The sequence below is a fragment of the Streptomyces sp. NBC_00988 genome (assembly GCF_045162645.1).
In the GTDB taxonomy this organism is placed as follows: Bacteria; Actinomycetota; Actinomycetes; order Streptomycetales; family Streptomycetaceae; genus Streptomyces.
This window is the reverse complement of sequence record NZ_CP108730.1, coordinates 6,348,430-6,368,366: the sequence shown is the minus strand read 5'-3', so window position 1 is coordinate 6,368,366 and position 19,937 is coordinate 6,348,430. Positions and strand designations below refer to the sequence as shown.

The following is a 19,937-nucleotide window of genomic DNA, read 5'->3' as shown; positions in this document are numbered from 1 at the left end:
CGGCTTCCGGCACCCCGCACCCCGCACCCCGCACCCCGCACCCCGCACCCAACCGCCTACACCCCCATCTCCGCCGCGATCCGCCCCGCCCGTACCGCCCCCACCAACTCCGCGTGGTCCGCCTCGGTCCGGTCGGCGTAGGCCACGGCGAACGTGGCTATCGCCTCGTCCAGTTCGTCCTTCTTGCCGCAGTAGCCGGCGACCAGGCGCGGGTCGGCGCTGTGGGCGTGGGCCCGGGCCAGGAGGGCGCCGGTCATGCGGCCGTAGTCGTCGATCTGGTCGGCGGCGAGGGCGGCGGGGTCGACGCTGCCCTTGCGGTTGCGGAACTGCCGTACCTGGAACGGGAGTCCGTCGACCGTCGTCCAGCCCAGCAGGATGTCGCTGACGACCTGCATCCGCTTCTGCCCGAGCACCACCCGTCGGCCCTCGTGCGCGACGGACGGCGCGTCGAACCCGGCGGTCAGCAGGTGCGGCACCAGCGCCGAGGGGCGGGCCTCCTTCACCTGGAGGACAAGCGGTTCGCCGCGATGGTCCAGGAGCAGCACGACGTACGACCGCGTGCCCACGCTGCCCGTGCCGACGACGCGGAAGGCGACGTCGTGCACCGTGTGCCGGGCGAGCAGCGGGAGGCGGTCCTCGGAGAGCGTGTCCAGATACTCCTCCAGGGACGCCGCCACCGCCGCGGCCTCCGCGTCCGGGATCCGCCGCAGAACCGGCGAGGCGTCGACGAAGCGGCGCCCGCCGTCCTCGGCGGCCTCGGTCGACCTGGCCGCGAACCGTCCGCTGGTGTTGCCCCGCGCCTTCTCGGAGACCCGCTCCAGCGTGCCGAGCAGGTCGCGGGCGTCGGCGTGGGAGACCAACTCCTCGTCGGCGATGGCGTTCCACGCGTCCAGCACCGGGAGCTTGGCCAGCAGCCGCATGGTGCGGCGGTAGGAACCCACCGCGCCGTGCGCCGCCGTACGGCAGGTGTCCTCGTCGGCACCGGCCTCCCGGCCCGCGAGCACCAGTGAGGCGGCGAGCCGCTTGAGGTCCCACTCCCAGGGGCCGTGCACGGTCTCGTCGAAGTCGTTGAGGTCGATGACCAGGCCGCCGCGGGCGTCTCCGTACAGGCCGAAGTTGGCCGCGTGGGCGTCGCCGCAGATCTGGGCGCCGATCCGGGTCATGGGGGTGCGGGCGAGGTCGTAGGCCATGAGTCCGGCCGAACCGCGCAGGAACGCGAAGGGCGTGGCCGCCATCCTGCCCACCCGTATCGGCGTGAGCCCGGGGATCCTGCCGCGGCCGGACTCCTCGACCGCGGTCACCGCGTCGGGGCGGGAACCGTCCAGGTCGAGAGCGGCGTGCGCGCTGCGCGGGACGCTCTCCCGCAGCGCCTTCCCCTCTTCCTTGGGCGACCCCTCCACGGGCCACGTGGCGAACCCCCGCACCCCGGGCAGCCTGCGCCCCACACCGATACCGGTCTCGGTCATACCGACCGCCTCCCCCGTACACACACCCACGCTCACACGTGCGCTCGTCCGAACATCAACTCGCGACGACCGTACAACCGGCGGCGAGAACACGTCAGACCCTGTGGACAACTCCACGGCTGTGGAAAACCGGTGCCGATCGAGACCTCACCCGTGCCGATCGAGGCCTCACCGACGCCGATCGAGACCTCACCGGCGCCGTCGAGGCCTCAGCGATCGTCGCCCCTGCCCAACCCGGCACCTGTCCCGCTGTCCCGCCCCGACCCGGCCTAGCACCCGCCCGACTGCCACCCCTCGCGCAGATGCACCTGCGCCCACGCGCCGAGTTCCCGGAGTGCCGGTCCCAGTGCCTTGCCCGACTCCGTCAGCCGGTACGAGACGCGCAGTGGCGGGCCCTCGTCGACCTCGCGAACGAGCAGCCCGGCGGCGCCGAGTTCCGTGAGCCGGTCGGAGAGCATGCGTTCGCTGATGCCCGGGATCGCCCGGCGCAGGTCGGCGAAGTGGACGGGCTGCGCCATCAGGACGGCCACGATCGGCCCGGTCCAGCGCTTTCCGAACAGCTGGAAGACACGGGTGATGCCGTCGTCGACCTTCTTGCACTGATCCGTGCCGTGACTCTGCTCGACCGCCATGCCCTCAGGGTACTGCCCTCCCGTGCGGGGATGAAAAAAAGTAAGTACCTGTGTTATTCATAGTCGAGTACGAAAACTCAGCTACTGAGCAACGCGACGGGACTGCTGCGCCCAGCAAGCGCCCGGCACCCGCTCGACACCTCACTCAGCACTTCGCTCGGCACCTCTTGGAGACCCCCATGGCCACGCTCCTGCACATCGACTCGTCCGTGTTCCCCGCCGGCGCCTCCGCCTCCCGCGCCGTCGCCGACGCCTTCCGCACGTCCTGGGAGGAACAGCACCCGGAGGGCACGGTGATCCACCGCGACCTCGCCGCGAACCCCGTCCCGCACATCACCGTCGACGCCCACACCGCCGGCTTCGCCGACCCGGCCACGCACACGCCCGAGCAGGCAGCGGCCTTCGCCGAGCGCGTACGGCTCATAGAGGAGCTGGAGCAGGCGGACGCGGTGCTGATCGGCGCCCCGATGTACAACGCCACGATCCCCTCGACCCTGAAGGCCTGGCTGGACAACGTGATCCTGATGGGCCGCACCGCGGGGACCGAGGACTCGAAGGTGAAGGGCATCCCGACCGTCGTGATCGCCAGCCGCGGCGGCGCCTACGGGCCGGGCACCCCGCGCGAGGGCTACGACTACGTCCAGAACTACCTGAAGGCGGTCCTCGTCGACGCCCTCGGCCTGGACGCCGAGTTCATCGTCCCGGAGCTGACCATGGCCCCGCAGAACCCGGCGATGGCCGACCTGGTCCCGCTCTACGAGGCGTCCCGCGAGCGCGCCCTCGGCGACGCGGCCACCAAGGCCAAGACCCTGGCGGAACGCCTCGCGGCCTGACCTCGCGCCCGGCCTCCGCCTCAGGTAAGGACAGCGTGTGATTGTCCTCACCTGAGGCGGGGATCACCGAAGCATCACCGGAGCTGGTACCGCACACGAAGAAGCCCCTCAGGTCTGAGACCTGAGGGGCTTCTGTCTGTGCGCGAGGGGGGAGTTGAACCCCCACGCCCTTTCGGGCACTGGAACCTGAATCCAGCGCGTCTGCCTATTCCGCCACCCGCGCATTGGGTGTGTCCTCGGGCCCTTCCCCTAGGGGGCTGGCGCCTTCCGACATGCAGAAGATTAGCACGGTGCACGGGGTGGATTCACATCCCTTTCCCCTGAGCAGGACCCCCCGTTCCCCCGAGCCCGACGCCCCGCGCGAGGCCCCCATCAGCGGTCACCGGTTCCCACCTGCGTCTCCCGCCCACCCCTCTCCCACCCCTCCGAACCCCTCACCCCCACCCCACCGAGCACCCCCGCCCCCCGCCACGTATCAACGTGGACCGGTTCACGTATCAACCTCGTACCGGTAACCGCCATCTCCCCAGGAGGCGGGCAAGGTCCACAGTCAGGTGCGGGACACTTGTCTGCGGCCCCCTCTACGATCCTGGGCAGGAGTACTGACAGGAGTAGTGGCAGAAGGAGTTCGACCGGGCCGACAAGGGGGAACCAGCCGATTTACCGGCGCGTGGATACGATCAGTAAGCAGTACCAAGGCAGTCAGCACGACAATCGGCCCGACAATCACCACGGCAGCCGGCACGGCGGTCGGTACGACAGCCAGTGCGGCAACGACGGAGGAGGTGCCCCATGGGAGTCCTGAAGAAGTTCGAGCAACGCCTCGAAGGTCTGGTCAACGGCACCTTCGCCAAGGTGTTCAAGTCCGAGGTCCAGCCCGTCGAGATCGCCGGCGCGCTCCAGCGGGAGTGCGACAACAACGCGACGATCTGGAACCGCGACCGGACCGTCGTACCCAACGACTTCATCGTGGAGCTGAGCACGCCGGACTTCGAGCGGCTCAGCCCCTACTCCGGCCAGCTCGGTGACGAGCTCGCCGGCATGGTGCGCGACTACGCCAAGCAGCAGCGCTACACCTTCATGGGACCCATCAAGGTCCACCTGGAGAAGGCGGACGACCTCGACACCGGTCTGTACCGGGTGCGCAGCCGTACGCTCGCCTCCTCCACCAACCAGCAGGCTCCCGGCACCCCCGCCCCGGCGGCACCGCCGGCGGCGGGACGGCCCGGCGGCTACGGCTACCCGCCCGCCGCCGCGCCCGCGAGCGCCCCGCCGCCCATGCCGGCCGCACCGCCGCCCGGCGGCCGCGGCTCGGCGCCGTACCTCCAGCCCGCGCCCGCCGCTCCGGCGGCCGGCGCACGGATGCGGTACTGGGTGGAGATCAACGGCGCCCGCCATCAGATCTCCCGCGCGACGCTGGTGATGGGCCGCAGCACCGAGGCCGACGTGCGGATCGACGACCCTGGCGTATCCCGCCGGCACTGTGAGATCCGGACCGGAACGCCCTCAGTGATCCAGGATCTCGGGTCCACCAACGGCATCGTGGTGGACGGGCAGCACACCACCCGCGCTACGCTCCGCGACGGCTCGCGGATCGTCGTGGGCAGCACCACCATCATTTACCGGCAAGCCGAAGGGTGAAGCGGGGGCAATGTCAGAGCTGACCCTCACGGTCATGCGGCTGGGTTTCCTGGCCGTACTGTGGCTGTTCGTGATCGTGGCCGTGCAGGTCATCCGCAGCGACCTGTTCGGAACGCGTGTCACACAGCGCGGCTCGCGACGGGAAGCCGGACGACCGCAGCAGCAGGCCGCCCGGCAGGCGGCGCCTCCGCAGCAGCGCCAGCAGCAGCCGAGCGGGGGCGGCCGGCGGGGCCGTAACGCCCCCACCAAACTGGTCGTCAGTGAGGGAATCCTCACCGGCACCACCGTCGCGCTCCAGGGCCAGACCATCACCCTGGGCCGGGCGCACGATTCGACGATCGTGCTGGACGACGACTACGCGTCCAGCCGCCATGCCAGGATCTACCCGGACCGCGACGGCCAGTGGATCGTCGAGGACCTCGGATCCACGAACGGCACGTACCTGGACCGGTCCCGGCTGACGACCCCCACACCGATTCCGCTGGGCGCGCCGATCCGCATCGGCAAGACCGTCATCGAGCTGCGGAAGTAGTACGAAAATGAGCGAGCGGAGCGAGCACGCAGCGGCGGACCGCCTGGCGGACCCCGGCGCGCTCCCGACCGGAGGGTGGGCACCGTGCGGATGTACCCGGAGCCGACGGGCGAGGTGCGCATGAGTCTGTCACTGCGCTTCGCCGCCGGATCGCACAAAGGCATGATCCGCGAGGGCAACGAGGACTCCGGCTACGCCGGTCCCCGTCTCCTCGCGATCGCCGACGGAATGGGCGGCCAGGCCGCCGGTGAGGTCGCCTCCTCCGAGGTGATCTCGACCATCGTCTCGCTCGACGACGACGTGCCGGGCTCCGACATCCTCACCTCGCTCGGCACCGCCGTGCAGCGGGCCAACGACCAGTTGCGGATGATGGTCGAGGAGGATCCCCAGCTGGAGGGCATGGGCACCACGCTCACCGCCCTGCTGTGGACCGGGCAGCGGCTCGGCCTCGTCCATGTCGGCGACTCGCGCGCCTACCTGCTGCGCGACGGCGTGCTGACCCAGATCACCCAGGACCACACCTGGGTGCAGCGGCTGGTCGACGAGGGCCGGATCACCGAGGAAGAGGCCACCACCCACCCGCAGCGCGCCCTGCTCATGCGCGCGCTCGGCAGCGGCGACCACGTCGAGCCGGACCTGTCGATCCGTGAAGTCCGCGCCGGCGACCGGTACTTGATCTGTTCCGACGGGCTGTCAGGAGTCGTCTCCCACCAGACGATGGAAGACACCCTGGCCAGCTACCAGGGCCCCCAGGAGACCGTGCAGGAGCTGATCCAGCTCGCCCTGCGCGGCGGCGGCCCCGACAACATCACGGTGATCATCGCCGACGTCCTGGACCTCGACACCGGCGACACCCTCGCCGCGCAGCTGTCGGACACCCCGGTCATCGTCGGCGCGGTCGCCGAGAACCAGCTCCACCAGCACGACAACACCATCATGCAGACCCCGGCGGGCCGCGCCTCCGGGCTGGGCCGCCAGGTGCCCGGACAGAACGGCGGGGGCGGCGAGTTCGGCCCGCCCGGCTCCGGCGACACCACCGGCTACGTCCCCGAGGGCAGCTTCGGCGACTACACCGACGACGACTTCGTGAAGCCCTCCAAGGGCCGCACGTGGTTCAAGAGATCCTTCTACACCGTGCTCGCGCTCGCGGTCATCGGCGGCGGCCTCTACGGCGGCTGGCGCTGGACGCAGACGCAGTACTTCGTCGGCGCCAACGGCGAGCACGTCGCGCTGTACCGGGGCATCAGCCAGGACCTCGCCTGGGTCTCGCTGTCGAAGGTGGAGAAGGACCACCCGGACATCGAACTCAAGTACCTGCCGCCCTACCAGCAGAAGCAGGTCAAGGCGACGATCGCCGAGGGCGGTCTCCAGGACGCCCAGAAGAAGATCGACGACCTCGCCGTGCAGGCCTCCGCGTGCAAGAAGGAGTCCGAGCGCGAGACTGCCGCGACCAAGCCCAGTGGCACCACGGGAACCACCAGCACCTCGCTCACGTCCAAGGCCACGCCGAAGCCGTCTCCTTCGACAACGACTTCGACGTCCCCGTCCCCGACCCCGTCTGCGACTCCCAGCCCCGGTCCCAGCCTTTCGGAGGAAGAGCAGCAGGTCGTCTCGCAGTGCAGCAAGTAATAGGCAAGCCGTGAGAGGCCCCGTCACACGATGAGCAGTTCTACCAACACGCCGTCGCACCACACGTCCACGATCGGCTCCATCGGCGCACCGAGCCGGCGCAACACCGAGCTGGCGCTGCTGCTGTTCGCGGTCGTCATCCCGGTGTTCGCCTACGCCAACGTGGGCCTGGCCATCAACGACCAGGTGCCGTCCGGGCTGCTGAGCTACGGCCTGGGCCTCGGCCTGCTGGCCGGCGTCGCGCACCTGGCCGTACGCAAGTTCGCGCCGTACGCGGACCCGTTGCTGCTGCCGCTGGCGACGCTGCTGAACGGCATGGGACTCGTCATCATCTGGCGGCTCGACCAGTCGAAGCTGCTGCAGTCCATCAACCAGGCGGGCAACGCGGCGCCTCGGCAGCTGCTGTACACCGCGATGGGCATCGGACTGTTCGCCGTCGTCCTGATCTTCCTCAAGGACCACCGCGCCCTGCAGCGCTACACGTACATCTCCATGGTCGGCGCGCTCGTCCTGCTGCTGCTGCCGCTGGTACCGGGCCTCGGGGCCAACATCTACGGCGCGAAGATCTGGATCTCGGTCGGCGGATTCTCCATCCAGCCCGGTGAGTTCGCGAAGATCGTCCTCGCGATCTTCTTCGCCGGCTACCTGATGGTGAAGCGCGACGCGCTCGCGCTGGCCAGCCGCCGCTTCATGGGCCTGTACCTGCCGCGCGGCCGTGACCTCGGCCCGATCCTGGTCGTCTGGTTCATCTCGATCCTGATCCTGGTCTTCGAGACCGACCTCGGAACCTCGCTGCTGTTCTTCGGCATGTTCATCATCATGCTGTACGTCGCCACCGAGCGGACCAGCTGGATCGTCTTCGGGCTGCTGATGTCGGCGGCCGGCGCCGTCGGAGTGGCCACCTTCGAACCGCACGTCCAGCAGCGCGTCCAGGCCTGGCTCAACCCGATGAAGGAGTACACGCTCAGCAAGACCGTCTCGGGCCACTCCGCGCAGTCGATGGAGGCCCTGTGGGCCTTCGGCTCCGGCGGCACGCTCGGCACCGGTCTCGGCCAGGGCCACTCCGACCTCATCCGGTTCGCCGCCAACTCCGACTTCATCCTCGCCACCTTCGGCGAGGAACTGGGCCTCGCCGGCATCATGGCGATCCTGCTCCTCTACGGCCTGATCGTGGAGCGCGGTGTCCGCACCGCCCTCGCCGCCCGCGACCCCTTCGGCAAGCTCCTCGCCGTCGGCCTCTCCGGCGGCATGGCCCTGCAGGTCTTCGTCGTCGCAGGCGGCGTGATGGGCCTGATCCCGCTGACCGGTATGACGATGCCCTTCGTGGCGTACGGCGGTTCCTCCGTCATCGCCAACTGGGCGCTCATCGGCATCCTGATCCGCATCAGCGACACCGCCCGCCGCCCGGCGCCCGCGCCGGCCCCCAGCCCCGACGCCGAGATGACCCAGGTGGTCCGCCCGTCATGAACAAGCCCCTGCGCCGGATCGCGCTCTTCTGCGGCCTCCTGGTCCTGACGCTGTTGCTGCGCGACAACTGGCTCCAGTACGTCAAGGCCGACAGCCTCAAGGACGACGACAACAACCGACGTGTCACGATCGCCCGTTACGCGACCCCACGCGGCGACATCATCGTCGACGGCAACCCGATCACCGGCTCCACGGAGACCAGCACCAGCGGCCTGAACGACCTGAAGTACAAGCGCACCTACAAGAACGGCGCGATGTGGGCGCCGGTCACGGGATACGCCTCGCAGGCCTTCGGCGCCAACCAGCTGGAGTCCATCGAGGACGGCATCCTCTCCGGCACCGACGACCGGCTCTTCTTCCGCAACACCCTCGACATGATCACGGGCAAGGCGAAGTCGGGCGGCAACGTCGTCACCACCCTCAACCAGGCCGCGCAGAAGGCCGCGTGGAACGGTCTGCAGAAGCAGGGCGGCAAGGGCGCGGTCGTCGCCCTCGACCCGTCCACCGGCAAGATCCTGGCGCTGGCGTCCTACCCGTCGTACGACCCCTCGTCGTTCGCGGGCAACTCCACCTCCACGGACGCCAAGGCCTGGCAGAAGCTCCAGAAGAAGTACGACCCGAACGACCCGATGCTGAACCGGGCGCTGCGCGAGACCTACCCGCCGGGCTCGACCTTCAAGGTGGTCACCGCGTCCGCGGCGCTGGAGAACAACCTGTACTCGTCCGCCGACACGGCGACGAACTCGCCGCTGCCGTGGGTCATGCCGGGCACCACGACCGAGCTGAAGAACGAGGGCAGCATCCCCTGCAAGAACGCGACCCTGCGCGTCGCGCTGCAGTACTCCTGCAACACGGTCTTCGGCAAGGTCGGCGCCGACCTCGGCAACGACAAGATGCTGGCCGAGGCGAAGAAGTTCGGCTTCGACTCCGAGCAGTTCACGCCGATCCGCTCCAGCGCCTCGGTCTTCTCGGACAACATGAACCAGTCGCAGACCGCGCTGTCCTCGATCGGCCAGTACAACACCGCCGCGACCCCGCTGCAGATGGCCATGGTCGCCTCCGCGGTCGCCAACGACGGCAAGCTGATGAAGCCGTACATGGTCGACAAGCTCCAGTCGTCGAACCTCGACACCATCGCGCAGACCGAGCCGGAGGAGATGAGCCAGCCGCTCTCCTCGAAGAACGCGCAGATCCTGCAGTCGATGATGGAGACGGTCGTCGAGAAGGGCACCGGCACGAACGCGAAGATCAGCGGCGTCACCGTCGGCGGCAAGACCGGTACCGCCCAGCACGGCGTCGCCAACAGCGAGAACCCGTACGCCTGGTTCCTCTCCTACGCCAAGCTCCCCGACGGCAGCTCGCCGGTGGCCGTGGCCGTGGTCATCGAGGACTCCAGCGCCAACCGTGACGACATCTCCGGCGGCGGTCTCGCGGCCCCGATCGCGAAGAGTGTCATGGAGGCGGTCATCGACAGCAAGAAGTGACTCCGCTCACGTCCCCTTCACATCGGTGCACGTTGCGATACCGGTCCTGTATCGGGTGACGGGCTTGGCCAGGTCACACAAAGCCAGCCGGGTACGGTAGGCCCGGACGGCTAGCCTCCGACCGCACATCCGTGCGGGTCGGGACCGACGGAGAGGGCTGGTAGGGAACTATGGAAGAGCCGCGTCGCCTCGGCGGCCGGTACGAGCTGGGCCAGGTGCTCGGCCGTGGTGGCATGGCGGAGGTCTACCTCGCCCATGACACACGCCTCGGCCGCACGGTGGCGGTGAAGACGCTGCGCGTCGACCTTGCGCGCGACCCTTCCTTCCAGGCCCGGTTCCGCCGGGAGGCCCAGTCGGCCGCCTCGCTCAACCATCCCGCGATCGTCGCGGTCTACGACACGGGCGAGGACTACGTCGACGGGGTCTCGATCCCGTACATCGTCATGGAGTACGTCGACGGCTCGACGCTCCGTGAGCTGCTCCACAGCGGCCGCAAGCTGCTGCCGGAGCGGGCCATGGAGATGACCATCGGCATCCTCCAGGCCCTGGAGTACTCGCACCGCAACGGCATCGTCCACCGCGACATCAAGCCGGCGAACGTCATGCTGACGCGCACCGGCCAGGTCAAGGTGATGGACTTCGGCATCGCCCGCGCGATGGGCGACTCCGGCATGACGATGACGCAGACGTCCGCGGTGATCGGCACCGCCCAGTACCTCTCCCCGGAGCAGGCGAAGGGCGAGCAGGTCGACGCCCGCTCGGACCTCTACTCGACGGGCTGCCTCCTCTACGAGCTGCTGACGGTACGGCCGCCCTTCGTGGGCGACTCCCCGGTGGCGGTGGCGTACCAGCACGTGCGCGAGGAGCCGCAGCCGCCGAGTGTCTTCGACGCGGAGATCACGCCGGAGATGGACGCGATCGTCCTGAAGGCGCTCACCAAGGACCCCAACTACCGCTACCAGTCCGCCGACGACATGCGCATGGACATCGAGGCCTGCCTCGACGGCCAGCCGGTCGCGGCGACGGCGGCGTTGGGTTCGGTCGGCTACGGCGGCTACGGCGACGACCAGGCGACGACGGCCCTGCGCTCCGACGCCGGCGCCACGACGATGCTGCCCCCCATGAACCCGGACGACGGCGGCTTCGGCTACGACGACCGTCCGGACCGGCGCCGCCAGCAGAAGAAGAAGTCGAACACCTCGACGATCCTGCTGGTCGTGGCGGCGGTACTGGTCCTGGTGGGCGCGATCCTGATCGGGAAGTGGGCGTTCAGCGGGAACAACTCGGCCAACGACAACGTCGATACGCCGAACTTCGTCGGGCAGACCCAGTCCACGGCCAACACCATGGCGGACAACATCGGTCTGAAGCTGTCGTTCACGTCGAAGACCTGCGCGGACCAGCCCAAGGGCAAGATCTGCTCGCAGAACCCGGATCCCAACACCTCGGTCAAGAAGGACTCCACGGTCAGCCTGGTCGTCTCGACCGGCGCCCCGAAGGTCGTCGTACCGAGTGTCGTGGGCCAGAGCTTCGACGACGCCTCCGCGACGCTCACCGGCGACAAGTACCAGTTCAAGGTGGAGAAGAAGGAGAAGGTGTCCGGCGAGGACCCCGGCACGGTCCTGGAGCAGGACCCGGCCCTCGGCGCGGAGGTCCAGAAGGGCACCACGATCACCCTGACCGTCGCGAAGGCCGAGGAGAAGTCCACGGTCCCGGACGTCAGCGGCAAGAGCTGTGACGACGCCAAGGCGCAGATGCAGCAGAACAACCTCGTCGGCAACTGCACCGAGGTGGCGACCACCGACACGAACCTGAACGGCAAGGTCGTCGCGACCTCGCCCACGGCCGGGACGCAGGTCGACAAGAACTCGTCGGTCAACATCCAGATCGGCAAGGTCTCGCAGACCCAGGTCCCGAACGTCGTCGGCCAGACGGTGGCGAACGCCAAGACGATCCTGCAGCAGAACGGCTTCACCAACATCCAGTTCGCCGACAACAGCGATCAGGGCGACAACGCGATCGTGACCCAGCAGGACCCGGGCTCGGGCAACCAGGTGGACGACCCCGGCAACACGCAGATCACCCTCACCAGCGTGGGCACCGGCAACGGCAACAACAACGGTGGCGGCGGCTTCTTCGGGGGCAACTCCGGATAGGCGGCACACCGTTACGACACGACGGAGCCCCGGCACCCTGAGAAGGGTGCCGGGGCTCTTTCGTACGTGCGGTGCGCCACGGACCGTGCGCTACGCCCTGCCGTCAGCGAAGCTCTTTCGGCGGTGTCCGCGCGCTGTCCACCTTGTCGACGCGGACCAGCTCGCCCCACACCACGTACCGGTACCGGGACGTGTACACCGGCGTGCAGGTCGTCAGCGTGATGTAGTGGCCGGCCTTCTTCTTGCCGGACTCCGCGGGGATCTGGGCGAGGGTCTTGACGTTGTACTTCGAGGTCTCGGGAAGGATGTCGTAGACCTTGTAGACGTACCAGTCGTCCTTCGTCTCGAAGACGATCGGGTCGCCCTTCTTGAGCTTGTCGATGTTGTGGAACTTGGCGCCGTGGCCGTCGCGGTGGGCGGCGAGGGTGAAGTTGCCGTTCTTGCCGGTGGTGGGGAGGGCGGCCTTGACCGGGTCGGTGTAGTAGCCGGCGACGCCGTCGTTGAGGACGCTCGTCTCGGTGCCCTTCTCGACCAGCACCTCGCCGTTCTTCATGGCGGGCACGTGGAGGAAGCCGATGCCGTCCTTGGTGTCGAGGGCGCCGGGACCGGTGTCCTTGTCCTTGGACCAGTTGTTCCGGACCTTGTCGCCCTGCTTGTCGGCCGTGCGGTCGGCGACGACGTTCGTCCACCACAGGGAGTAGACGACGAACAGGCCGAGGATCAGGCCCGCCGTGATGAGGAGTTCACCGAAGAGGCTGACCGCCGTCGCAACCGGGCCGGTTCCGCGGGGGCGGTCCGGTGGGGACGCGGGCGTGTCGGTCTGCTCTTCGGTGTCGTCGGTGGTCGCTGCCACGTTCATCTGCCCTTACTCGATGAGCGCATCCGGCTTGCCCTTGCTGCGCGGCCGTTCCTCGACCATCTTGCCCCAGACGATCAGCCGGTACTTGCTGGTGAACTCCGGCGTACAGGTCGTCAGCGTGATGTAGCGGCCGGGCGTGGTGAAGCCCGAGCCCTTGGGGATGGGGTCGATGACACTGGTGTTGCTCGGCGACGTCACGGGCAGCGTCTTCGTCATCTTGTAGACGTAGTAGGTGTCCTGGGTCTCCACCACGACCTCGTCGCCCGGCTTGAGCTGGTTGATGTACCGGAACGGTTCGCCATGGGTGTTGCGGTGCGCGGCGAGCGCGAAGTTGCCGGTCTTCGCGTCCGGCATCGCGGTCTTGAGGGTGCCCTCGCTGTAGTGCCCGACCATCCCCTTGTCGAGCACCTTCTTGTTGCTGACGCCCTCGGCGATCGGCGCCACCACGTCCAGCTTGGGGATGTGCAGGATGGCGAAGCCCTGCCCCGGCGAGAACTCTCCGGGGGCACGCTTGCCGCTCGCCCAGTCGTTCTGCAGCTGGCTCGCCTCACTGCCGGCCTGCGCGTGCGCCCGTACGTTCGTCCACCACAACTGGTAGGTGACGAACAGCAGCATCAGCACGCCGGTGGTGATGAACACCTCGCCGATGGCCCGGCTCGCGATGACCGCGGCACCCGGCTTGTTCGCCCGCTGCCGCCGCCGCGCCTCGACCCGCGAGAGGCCGGTACCAGCACGCGCGCCGGCACCGGATTCCGGGGCCTCGGTGGTCTCCTCCGCCGCCCCTACGCCCCCATGACGCCCGTGCCGCCCCTTGGCGGCCTTTCTGCGGGCCGCACGCCCGCCCGTGGGGGTTCCTGTGGCGGAGGAGGCGGATGAGGCGTCAGACGCCGATATGGACCGGCCGTGGCCCGTCCGCTCCGGCGAGAGATCCGCTATCCGCAGCGCGACGGTCTCTTCGTCGATCGGACCGTACGGCACCCCGGGCGCACCCTGAGCCTGCGTGCCGTGCCACTGGTCGAACCCGCCCTGTTCCCCGTACGACGGCTCCGCGTACGGCTGCTCCCCGTACGCGGCCTCGGACTCGCGCTCGGGGCGCAGCGCGGTCACGCCGTGGCCCTGCCCACCACCGGGGCGAGCCCCACCGACCTCGCCACGGCACCCTGGTCGCCGCACTCCACCAGCCAGTTGGCCAGCATCCGGTGGCCGTGCTCGGTGAGCACCGACTCCGGGTGGAACTGGACGCCCTCGACGGGCAGTTCGCGGTGGCGCAGGCCCATGATGATGCCGTCGTGCGTCCGGGCGGTGACGTCCAGCTCGGCCGGTACCGTCCCCGGCTCGGCCGCCAGCGAGTGGTAGCGGGTCGCCGTGAAGGGCGAGGGCAGTCCGGCGAAGACGCCCTTGCCCTCGTGCTCGACGAGCGAGGTCTTGCCGTGCAGCAGTTCGGGAGCGCGGTCCACGACGCCGCCGTAGGCCACCTGCATCGACTGCATGCCGAGGCAGACGCCGAAGACGGGCACCCCGGTCGAGGCGCAGTGCCGCACCATCTCGATGCAGACGCCGGCCTCCTCGGGGGTGCCGGGGCCCGGCGAGAGGAGGACACCGTCGAAGCCGTCCTGGGCGTGCGCCGTCGACACCTCGTCGTTGCGCAGCACCTCGCACTCGGCGCCCAGCTGGTACAGGTACTGGACCAGGTTGAAGACGAAGCTGTCGTAGTTGTCGACGACGAGAATCCGTGCACTCACTGGTTGTCCACCGTCACATCGTTGAAGGGCAGCAGCGGTTCGGCCCACGGGAAGACGTACTGGAACAGGATGTAGACCACGGCCAGGGCAAGGACGAGCGAGATGAGCGCCTTGACCCACACGTTGCCCGGCAGATGCCGCCAGATCCAGCCGTACATGCCGTCCCTTCCGTCGCGCCACGGCACCAGACTCACGCCGTACGTCACCAGACTAACGGCGCAGCGCGTCCGGCTTCCCGGCCTCCACAGGCTGTGTGGAGTCGAGATGGGCCCAGACGATCAGCCGGTGGCTGTGCCCCCACTCCGGATCGCACGTGGTCAGCGTGAGATAGCGGCCCGAGGCCGTGTACCCGGACTTACGTGGCACAGGATCGATCACCTCAATGTCGGTGGGCACTGTTTTGTAAGGCCCTTTGTCGATCCGATACGTGAACCAGGTGGTCCCGTCGGTCAGCACCACCGCGTCACCCGCACGCAGTTCCGGGAAGTTCACGAAGGGGTCGCCGTACGTTCTCCGGTGCCCGGCCACCGCGAAGTTGCCGACCTGCCCCAGCTGCGCGGTGCCGGCGTAGTGCCCGAGCCCCTTCTTCAGGGTGTTCACGGCGGTGTCCTGAAGGACCGGCTTGTTCCACGTGAAACCAAGCCGCGGGATGTACATGATCGCGAAAGGCCTGCCGTCCTTGTACGCGGCCGGTTTCGCCGGAGCGGCCGAGGTGGCAGGCGCGGGGGATGCCTTCGGGTGCACGGTCTGCTGCGACCACTGGTTCTGCAGCTGGTTGATCTGGTCGCTCATCGTGCGGTCGGCCTTCACCCCGGTCCAGAACAACACATAGACCACGAAGAGGACGATCAGGGTGCCTACGGTGATGCAGAGTTCACTGACGCTCCTGACGATCACGCGCACCGGCAGCTCCTACGGCCGCTTACTCCACTGGCTTCGCGTAGTGCAGATCCACTGTGCCCGAGTACCCGGGAAGAGTCACCGTCCCGTCGTCGGTCACTTTCCAGCCGAGCCCGTAGACATCGACGTACACCTTGTAGTTCTGGATCGCCTTCGACGCCGTCAGCGCCGCCTGCAGCTTCCCCGGCTCCCCGACCGCCGTGATCTTGTACGGCGGTGAGTAGACCCGGCCCTGGAGGATCAGGGTGTTGCCCACGCAGCGCACGGCGCTGGTCGCGATCAGCCGCTGGTCCATGACCTTGATGCCCTTGGCGCCGCCCTGCCACAGGGCATTCACCACGGCCTGGAGGTCCTGCTGGTGGATGACCAGGTAGTCGGGCTGCGGCTCGGGGTAGCCGGGGAGCTTGGCGGTGGCGTTGGGCGGGGCGTCGTTGAGGGTGACGGTGACGGCCTTGCCCTTGAGCTGCTGCGCGCCCGCGGTCCGCTCCAGTGCCGTGAGCTTCTTGTCGTCGGCACCCGTGCTGCCGTCGTCCTCCTTACGGAGGGCGTCGACCTCGTCGCGCAGGACCCCGTTGGCGTCGTTCAGCCGGCCGTTCTTCTGGCTGCGGGTCTGGATCAGGTCGGACAGCTTCAGCAAGGAGGCGTCCGTGCGGATGTTGGTGCCCTTGGCCGTGTTGAAACTGGTGAAGAAGATGAGCCCCGCGAGGGCGAAGACGGCCACCGTGAGAATCCGCACGGGACGGAAACGGCGGATACGGGCGGGACTGGTACCCGTCCCGGGGGAGTCGGCAGAATTGCTCAACGTACCCTTATCTCCTTCGGCGCCGCGGAAGCACTACGCTAACGGACGCCCGGGGGAGCACTCAGTGTCCCCTTGTACGCTGCCCCGGAGCCCGCCCCAGTTCCCTGCGCGGCCACGCAGCGCATCGACAGGAGAGACCCTCGTGCCGAAGTCACGTATCCGCAAGAAGGCCGACTACACGCCGCCGCCGGCGAAAGCGGCGACCGCCATCAAGTTGAACAGCCGTGCCTGGGTCGCACCGGTCATGCTGGCCATGTTCGTCATCGGGCTGGCGTGGATCGTCGTGTTCTACGTCACCGACGGCTCCATGCCCATCGACAGCCTGGACAACTGGAACATCGTGGTGGGCTTCGGCTTCATCGCCGCCGGGTTCGGCGTCTCCACGCAGTGGAAGTAGCGGCACAAGCAGCGGTCGAAGCTGCGGCCACCACGCGGTGAACGCAGCTCTGCCCACGACTTTCCGCTGAGTTATCCACAGGCCAGAGAAGTATCCACAGCGGGCCTGGGGAAAAAGAACGAAGATCTGTGGATAACCCACCGGGTGTTGACGCTGGTGTGACTGACACACCGGCAACCGCAAGCCTGTTCGCCCCCTGCCTGACCTGCATAAACACGGGTCAGCGACAGGGGGCACAGCTGTTCTCCACGGTATGCACAAGATCCGCCACGCACTGTGGACAACGGTTTGATATCAGCTGAGCTGAGCCGTCCTGATCAGCGTCAACACCACGACGACGACCAGTACGACCGCACACGTGCCGTACTGGATCAGGGCCCGCCGCTCCCGCGGGGCGTGCACCATCGCGTACCCGGTGATCACACCGGCAACCAGGCCGCCGATGTGGGCCTGCCAGGCGATGTTGGCCCAGCCGAAGGTGAAGATGAGGTTGATCACCAGCAGGGCGATGACCGGCCGCATGTCGTACCTGAGCCGGCGCATCAGGACCGCGGTCGCGCCGAAGAGCCCGAAGATGGCGCCGGAGGCACCGAGCGAGGGCTGGTTCGGGGCGGCGATCAGATAGGTGAGCGCGCTGCCCGCGAGGCCCGAGACGAAGTACAGGGCGAGATAGCGGGCCCGGCCGAGGGCTGCCTCCAGAGGCCCGCCGATCCACCACAGGCTCATCATGTTGAAGATGATGTGGATCGGGCTGGCGTGCAGGAACATCGCGGTCAGCAGCCGGTACGGCTGGCCCTCGGCGACGCCCTCGACGGAGCCGAAGAGCGGGACGTACGCCTGGCCGAGGAGTTCGAAGTGCTCGGTGAAGCGGTCGCCCACCACCCGCTGCACCAGATACGCGGCGACACAGAGACCGATCAGGATCTTGGTCGCGAGCCGGGGGTCCGCCGCCACCGTGCCGCCGGCGATCGTGCGCGGCTGGGCCGCGGCCGGAGCGTGACCCGTGCCGGAACCGCCGCGGACGCACTCGGGGCACTGGAAACCGACGGAGGCGCTGACCATGCACTCGGGGCAGATCGGGCGCTCGCAGCGGGTGCAGCGGACGCCGGTCTCGCGGTCCGGGTGCCGGTAACAGACCGGCAGACTCTGGGCATCCTGGGGCCGCTGTTCCTCCGGGCCCTGCGGGCTGCCTGGCGCCTGGTCCATGGGGTCCCCTCAATCCTTCGTACGCAATGCACCGCCCCGCCCATCCTTACGGACGAGCGGGGCGTTTGGTTCCCGGCGGTAAGTACTGGTGTCAACGGCCCTAGCGGGTCTCGACGACGACCGACTCGATGACGACGTCCTTGACCGGGCGGTCGGTGCGCGAGTTGGTGTCGGTGGCCGCGATGGCGTCCACGACCTTCTGGCTCGCCGCGTCGGTGACCTCGCCGAAGATGGTGTGCTTGCGGGTCAGCCAGGCCGTCGGGGAGACGGTGACGAAGAACTGCGAGCCGTTGGTGCCCGGCCCGGCGTTGGCCATGGCCAGCAGGTAGGGCTTGTCGAAGCGCAGGTCCGGGTGGAACTCGTCCTCGAACTGGTAGCCGGGGCCACCCGTGCCGTTGCCCAGCGGGTCCCCGCCCTGAATCATGAAGCCGCTGATCACCCGGTGGAAGACCGTGCCGTCGTAGAGCTTGTCCGTGGACTTCACACCGGTCGTGGGGTTGGTCCACTCACGCTCGCCCGTGGCGAGCTCGACGAAGTTCTTGACCGTCTTGGGCGCGTGGTTCGGCAGCAGCCGGACTTCGATGTCGCCGAGGTTGGTCTTCAGGGTGGCGTAGAGCTGCTCGGCCACGATCTGCCTTCCGTTGTCTTCCTGTGACTCCCAGATCCTCGCACGCTCGCTGGGCCCCGTCGCCCGACGGCCTTCTCTCGGGGCATTTCCACAGGATCCGCTTGCGGAAAACCGGCCGAGTGGGTCCGGGACAGGGGCACAGGGCGGGGATCCGTGACATTGTCGATGACAAGCTCCCGTTCCCCCGGATTCATCCGTAATTACACGTGATCGTGACCCGGATGCCCGCCCTCTACATGCCCCGCCCCCCGTTGGCAGGCATGATCCGTAAATGGGTGGATAGACGAAATACCGTACCGCCACCGAGGAGGAGGAACCCCGTGACCCGCATCGACAGCGTGCGCTCCGCGACCGGCTCGGCGAAGGACAGCGTGCTGCACGCCGCGGAAGTGGTGGCGCCCTACGCCGACACGGCCAAGGACAGGGCCTCGTACTACGCCCATGAGGCACGCGTACGACTCGCGCCCAAGGTGTCGCTGGCCGCGGACCAGGCCCGCGTCCAGTACGGCGCCCACGTCGTGCCGCGCCTGGAGCAGGCCCGCACTCATGTACCGCCGAAGGTCGACCAGGCCGCCCAGGAGGCCGCCGTCCGCACACGCAAGGCTGCCCAGCAGGCCGCCGAGTACTCACGGCCGAGGATCGAGCAGGCGGTCGCCGCCGCGGGCCCGGTCAAGGACGAGGCCGCCGCCCGCGGTGCGGCCGCGTTCGCCGCGCTGCGCGGCCAGGTCTCGCCCAAGGAGATCCAGAAGCTGGTCCGCAAGCACGAGCGGCGGGCGAGGGCCGGCCGGCTCGCGAAGGGGCTGGCGGTGCTGGGCATCCTGGCGGGCGGCGCTTTCGCCGCCTGGAAGTGGTGGGACAAGCAGGCCAACCCCGACTGGCTGGTCGAGCCGCCCGCCGCGACCGAGGTGCCCGAATCGGGACACCTCACCTCGGTGGACGGCAGCCCCGAAGCCCTGCTCGACCCCGAGGTCGAGGCCAAGCAGGCCGAGGACGAGGCCGCCGAGAGCGACGAACACCGCTGACGTCCGACGCACTGTCAACATCGCCGCGGGGCAGGAGACTTGAGGGTCTCCTGCCCCGCGGCGATGTTTCACGTGGAACAGTCCCGGGCCCGGACGAACGCCCTTGACTTCTTGATTTACGCAAGTTGCCGCGATGACGTTTGCAACGCCCTAGGTGTACAAGCGGCGCACAGACTCCCTTAACGGACCGCACACCCCTGATTACGCGTCCGTATTCACACCAGCTCACACACCTCCCGCACAAGCGGGCACATCATCCCCACATCGCCCCGACGACCGATATGGCGCCCCGCAGACTCCACCTGTCACCGATATTTGCGCAAACAACTGCAACGAAGAGTCACCCTTTACGTGACGCACGTCACCTCCCGGGCACAAAGAAACACCGGCCGGACGCCACTGAGGGCGACCGGCCGGTGCGGGATGTGGAGCCTAGGGGAGTCGAACCCCTGACATCTGCCATGCAAAGACAGCGCTCTACCAACTGAGCTAAGGCCCCGCTAGAGAAGCGTTCGACCGGCAGAACCACACACCGGCGAGC

General features: G+C 68.4%; 19 protein-coding genes and 2 tRNA genes. 9 read left to right on the top strand and 12 right to left on the bottom strand.

What is annotated here, in order from left to right; genetic code table 11:
* Positions 1 to 56 precede the first annotated feature (56 nt).
* Both OG496_RS29185 and OG496_RS29180 read right to left on the bottom strand, forming a co-directional pair.
* The gene (locus tag OG496_RS29185; RefSeq protein WP_405972985.1) at positions 57 to 1,466 is read right to left on the bottom strand and encodes a DUF2252 domain-containing protein; all 1,410 of its coding nucleotides are present in this window, start codon (positions 1,464 to 1,466) and stop codon (positions 57 to 59) included.
* Positions 1,467 to 1,735: 269 nt separating this feature from the next.
* Positions 1,736 to 2,098, bottom strand: coding sequence for a helix-turn-helix domain-containing protein (locus OG496_RS29180; RefSeq protein ID WP_365301254.1), 363 nt, complete (start codon positions 2,096 to 2,098; stop codon positions 1,736 to 1,738).
* A 179-nt stretch (positions 2,099 to 2,277) separates the two neighbouring features.
* Here OG496_RS29180 and OG496_RS29175 point away from each other — a divergent pair, with 179 nt between their 5' ends.
* A complete protein-coding gene (locus OG496_RS29175) occupies positions 2,278 to 2,931 on the top strand; it encodes an NAD(P)H-dependent oxidoreductase (RefSeq protein ID WP_366494759.1) in 654 nt (217 codons plus the stop codon).
* Between the two features lie 139 nt (positions 2,932 to 3,070).
* Here OG496_RS29175 and OG496_RS29170 read toward each other — a convergent pair.
* Positions 3,071 to 3,154: transfer RNA gene (locus tag OG496_RS29170), tRNA-Leu, on the bottom strand.
* A 569-nt stretch (positions 3,155 to 3,723) separates the two neighbouring features.
* Between OG496_RS29170 and OG496_RS29165 the strand changes: the two genes are divergently transcribed.
* The 6 genes from OG496_RS29165 (at position 3,724) to pknB (ending at position 11,840) form a co-directional block, all read left to right on the top strand.
* Positions 3,724 to 4,572, top strand: a complete 849-nt coding sequence (locus tag OG496_RS29165; protein WP_365301246.1) for a DUF3662 and FHA domain-containing protein — start codon at positions 3,724 to 3,726, stop codon at positions 4,570 to 4,572.
* A gap of 10 nt (positions 4,573 to 4,582) precedes the next feature.
* On the top strand, positions 4,583 to 5,104 hold the full coding sequence (locus OG496_RS29160) for an FHA domain-containing protein (RefSeq protein WP_019055182.1): 522 nt from the start codon (positions 4,583 to 4,585) through the stop codon (positions 5,102 to 5,104).
* Positions 5,105 to 5,194: 90 nt separating this feature from the next.
* A complete protein-coding gene (locus tag OG496_RS29155; protein WP_366494921.1) occupies positions 5,195 to 6,733 on the top strand; it encodes a Stp1/IreP family PP2C-type Ser/Thr phosphatase in 1,539 nt (512 codons plus the stop codon).
* A 30-nt stretch (positions 6,734 to 6,763) separates the two neighbouring features.
* Complete coding sequence (locus OG496_RS29150; protein WP_366494761.1) at positions 6,764 to 8,200, top strand: FtsW/RodA/SpoVE family cell cycle protein; 1,437 nt, start codon at positions 6,764 to 6,766, stop codon at positions 8,198 to 8,200.
* Entirely contained in the window at positions 8,197 to 9,684 is a 1,488-nt protein-coding gene (locus tag OG496_RS29145; protein ID WP_366494762.1) for a penicillin-binding protein 2, read from the top strand. The genes OG496_RS29150 and OG496_RS29145 overlap by 4 nt, the downstream gene beginning before the upstream one ends.
* A 170-nt stretch (positions 9,685 to 9,854) precedes the next feature.
* Positions 9,855 to 11,840 carry a Stk1 family PASTA domain-containing Ser/Thr kinase gene (pknB, locus tag OG496_RS29140; RefSeq protein WP_399395190.1) on the top strand — a complete coding sequence of 662 codons (1,986 nt, stop codon included), beginning with the start codon at positions 9,855 to 9,857 and terminating at the stop codon, positions 11,838 to 11,840.
* A gap of 103 nt (positions 11,841 to 11,943) precedes the next feature.
* On the opposite strand, the gene OG496_RS29135 is transcribed toward pknB, so the two are convergent.
* From OG496_RS29135 to OG496_RS29110, 6 genes are read right to left on the bottom strand one after another with little or no spacing between them, the layout of a single operon-like run.
* Positions 11,944 to 12,699, bottom strand: coding sequence for a class E sortase (locus OG496_RS29135; RefSeq protein ID WP_366494764.1), 756 nt, complete (start codon positions 12,697 to 12,699; stop codon positions 11,944 to 11,946).
* A 6-nt stretch (positions 12,700 to 12,705) separates the two neighbouring features.
* Complete coding sequence (locus OG496_RS29130; protein WP_405972984.1) at positions 12,706 to 13,806, bottom strand: class E sortase; 1,101 nt, start codon at positions 13,804 to 13,806, stop codon at positions 12,706 to 12,708.
* A complete protein-coding gene (locus tag OG496_RS29125; RefSeq protein ID WP_405972983.1) occupies positions 13,803 to 14,441 on the bottom strand; it encodes an aminodeoxychorismate/anthranilate synthase component II in 639 nt (212 codons plus the stop codon). The genes OG496_RS29130 and OG496_RS29125 overlap by 4 nt, the downstream gene beginning before the upstream one ends.
* Positions 14,438 to 14,647 carry a hypothetical protein gene (locus tag OG496_RS29120; RefSeq protein ID WP_019055174.1) on the bottom strand — a complete coding sequence of 70 codons (210 nt, stop codon included), beginning with the start codon at positions 14,645 to 14,647 and terminating at the stop codon, positions 14,438 to 14,440. Before OG496_RS29120 ends, OG496_RS29125 begins: the two co-directional genes overlap by 4 nt.
* 4 nt (positions 14,648 to 14,651) lie before the next feature.
* Entirely contained in the window at positions 14,652 to 15,344 is a 693-nt protein-coding gene (locus OG496_RS29115) for a class E sortase (RefSeq protein ID WP_405972982.1), read from the bottom strand.
* 19 nt (positions 15,345 to 15,363) lie between these two features.
* The gene (locus tag OG496_RS29110; protein WP_405972981.1) at positions 15,364 to 16,143 is read right to left on the bottom strand and encodes a DUF881 domain-containing protein; all 780 of its coding nucleotides are present in this window, start codon (positions 16,141 to 16,143) and stop codon (positions 15,364 to 15,366) included.
* A 142-nt stretch (positions 16,144 to 16,285) separates the two neighbouring features.
* Between OG496_RS29110 and crgA the strand changes: the two genes are divergently transcribed.
* Positions 16,286 to 16,540, top strand: a complete 255-nt coding sequence (gene crgA, locus OG496_RS29105; RefSeq protein ID WP_033285718.1) for a cell division protein CrgA — start codon at positions 16,286 to 16,288, stop codon at positions 16,538 to 16,540.
* A gap of 294 nt (positions 16,541 to 16,834) precedes the next feature.
* On the opposite strand, the gene OG496_RS29100 is transcribed toward crgA, so the two are convergent.
* Together OG496_RS29100 and OG496_RS29095 are read right to left on the bottom strand one after the other, a co-directional pair.
* A complete protein-coding gene (locus OG496_RS29100) occupies positions 16,835 to 17,746 on the bottom strand; it encodes a rhomboid family intramembrane serine protease (RefSeq protein ID WP_405972980.1) in 912 nt (303 codons plus the stop codon).
* 100 nt (positions 17,747 to 17,846) lie between these two features.
* Positions 17,847 to 18,374, bottom strand: coding sequence for a peptidylprolyl isomerase (locus OG496_RS29095; protein ID WP_366494770.1), 528 nt, complete (start codon positions 18,372 to 18,374; stop codon positions 17,847 to 17,849).
* 320 nt (positions 18,375 to 18,694) lie between these two features.
* Between OG496_RS29095 and OG496_RS29090 the strand changes: the two genes are divergently transcribed.
* Positions 18,695 to 19,396 carry a DUF5324 family protein gene (locus OG496_RS29090; RefSeq protein ID WP_405972979.1) on the top strand — a complete coding sequence of 234 codons (702 nt, stop codon included), beginning with the start codon at positions 18,695 to 18,697 and terminating at the stop codon, positions 19,394 to 19,396.
* A 426-nt stretch (positions 19,397 to 19,822) separates the two neighbouring features.
* Here OG496_RS29090 and OG496_RS29085 read toward each other — a convergent pair.
* Positions 19,823 to 19,895, bottom strand: a tRNA-Ala gene (locus OG496_RS29085).
* Positions 19,896 to 19,937: the final 42 nt, after the last annotated feature.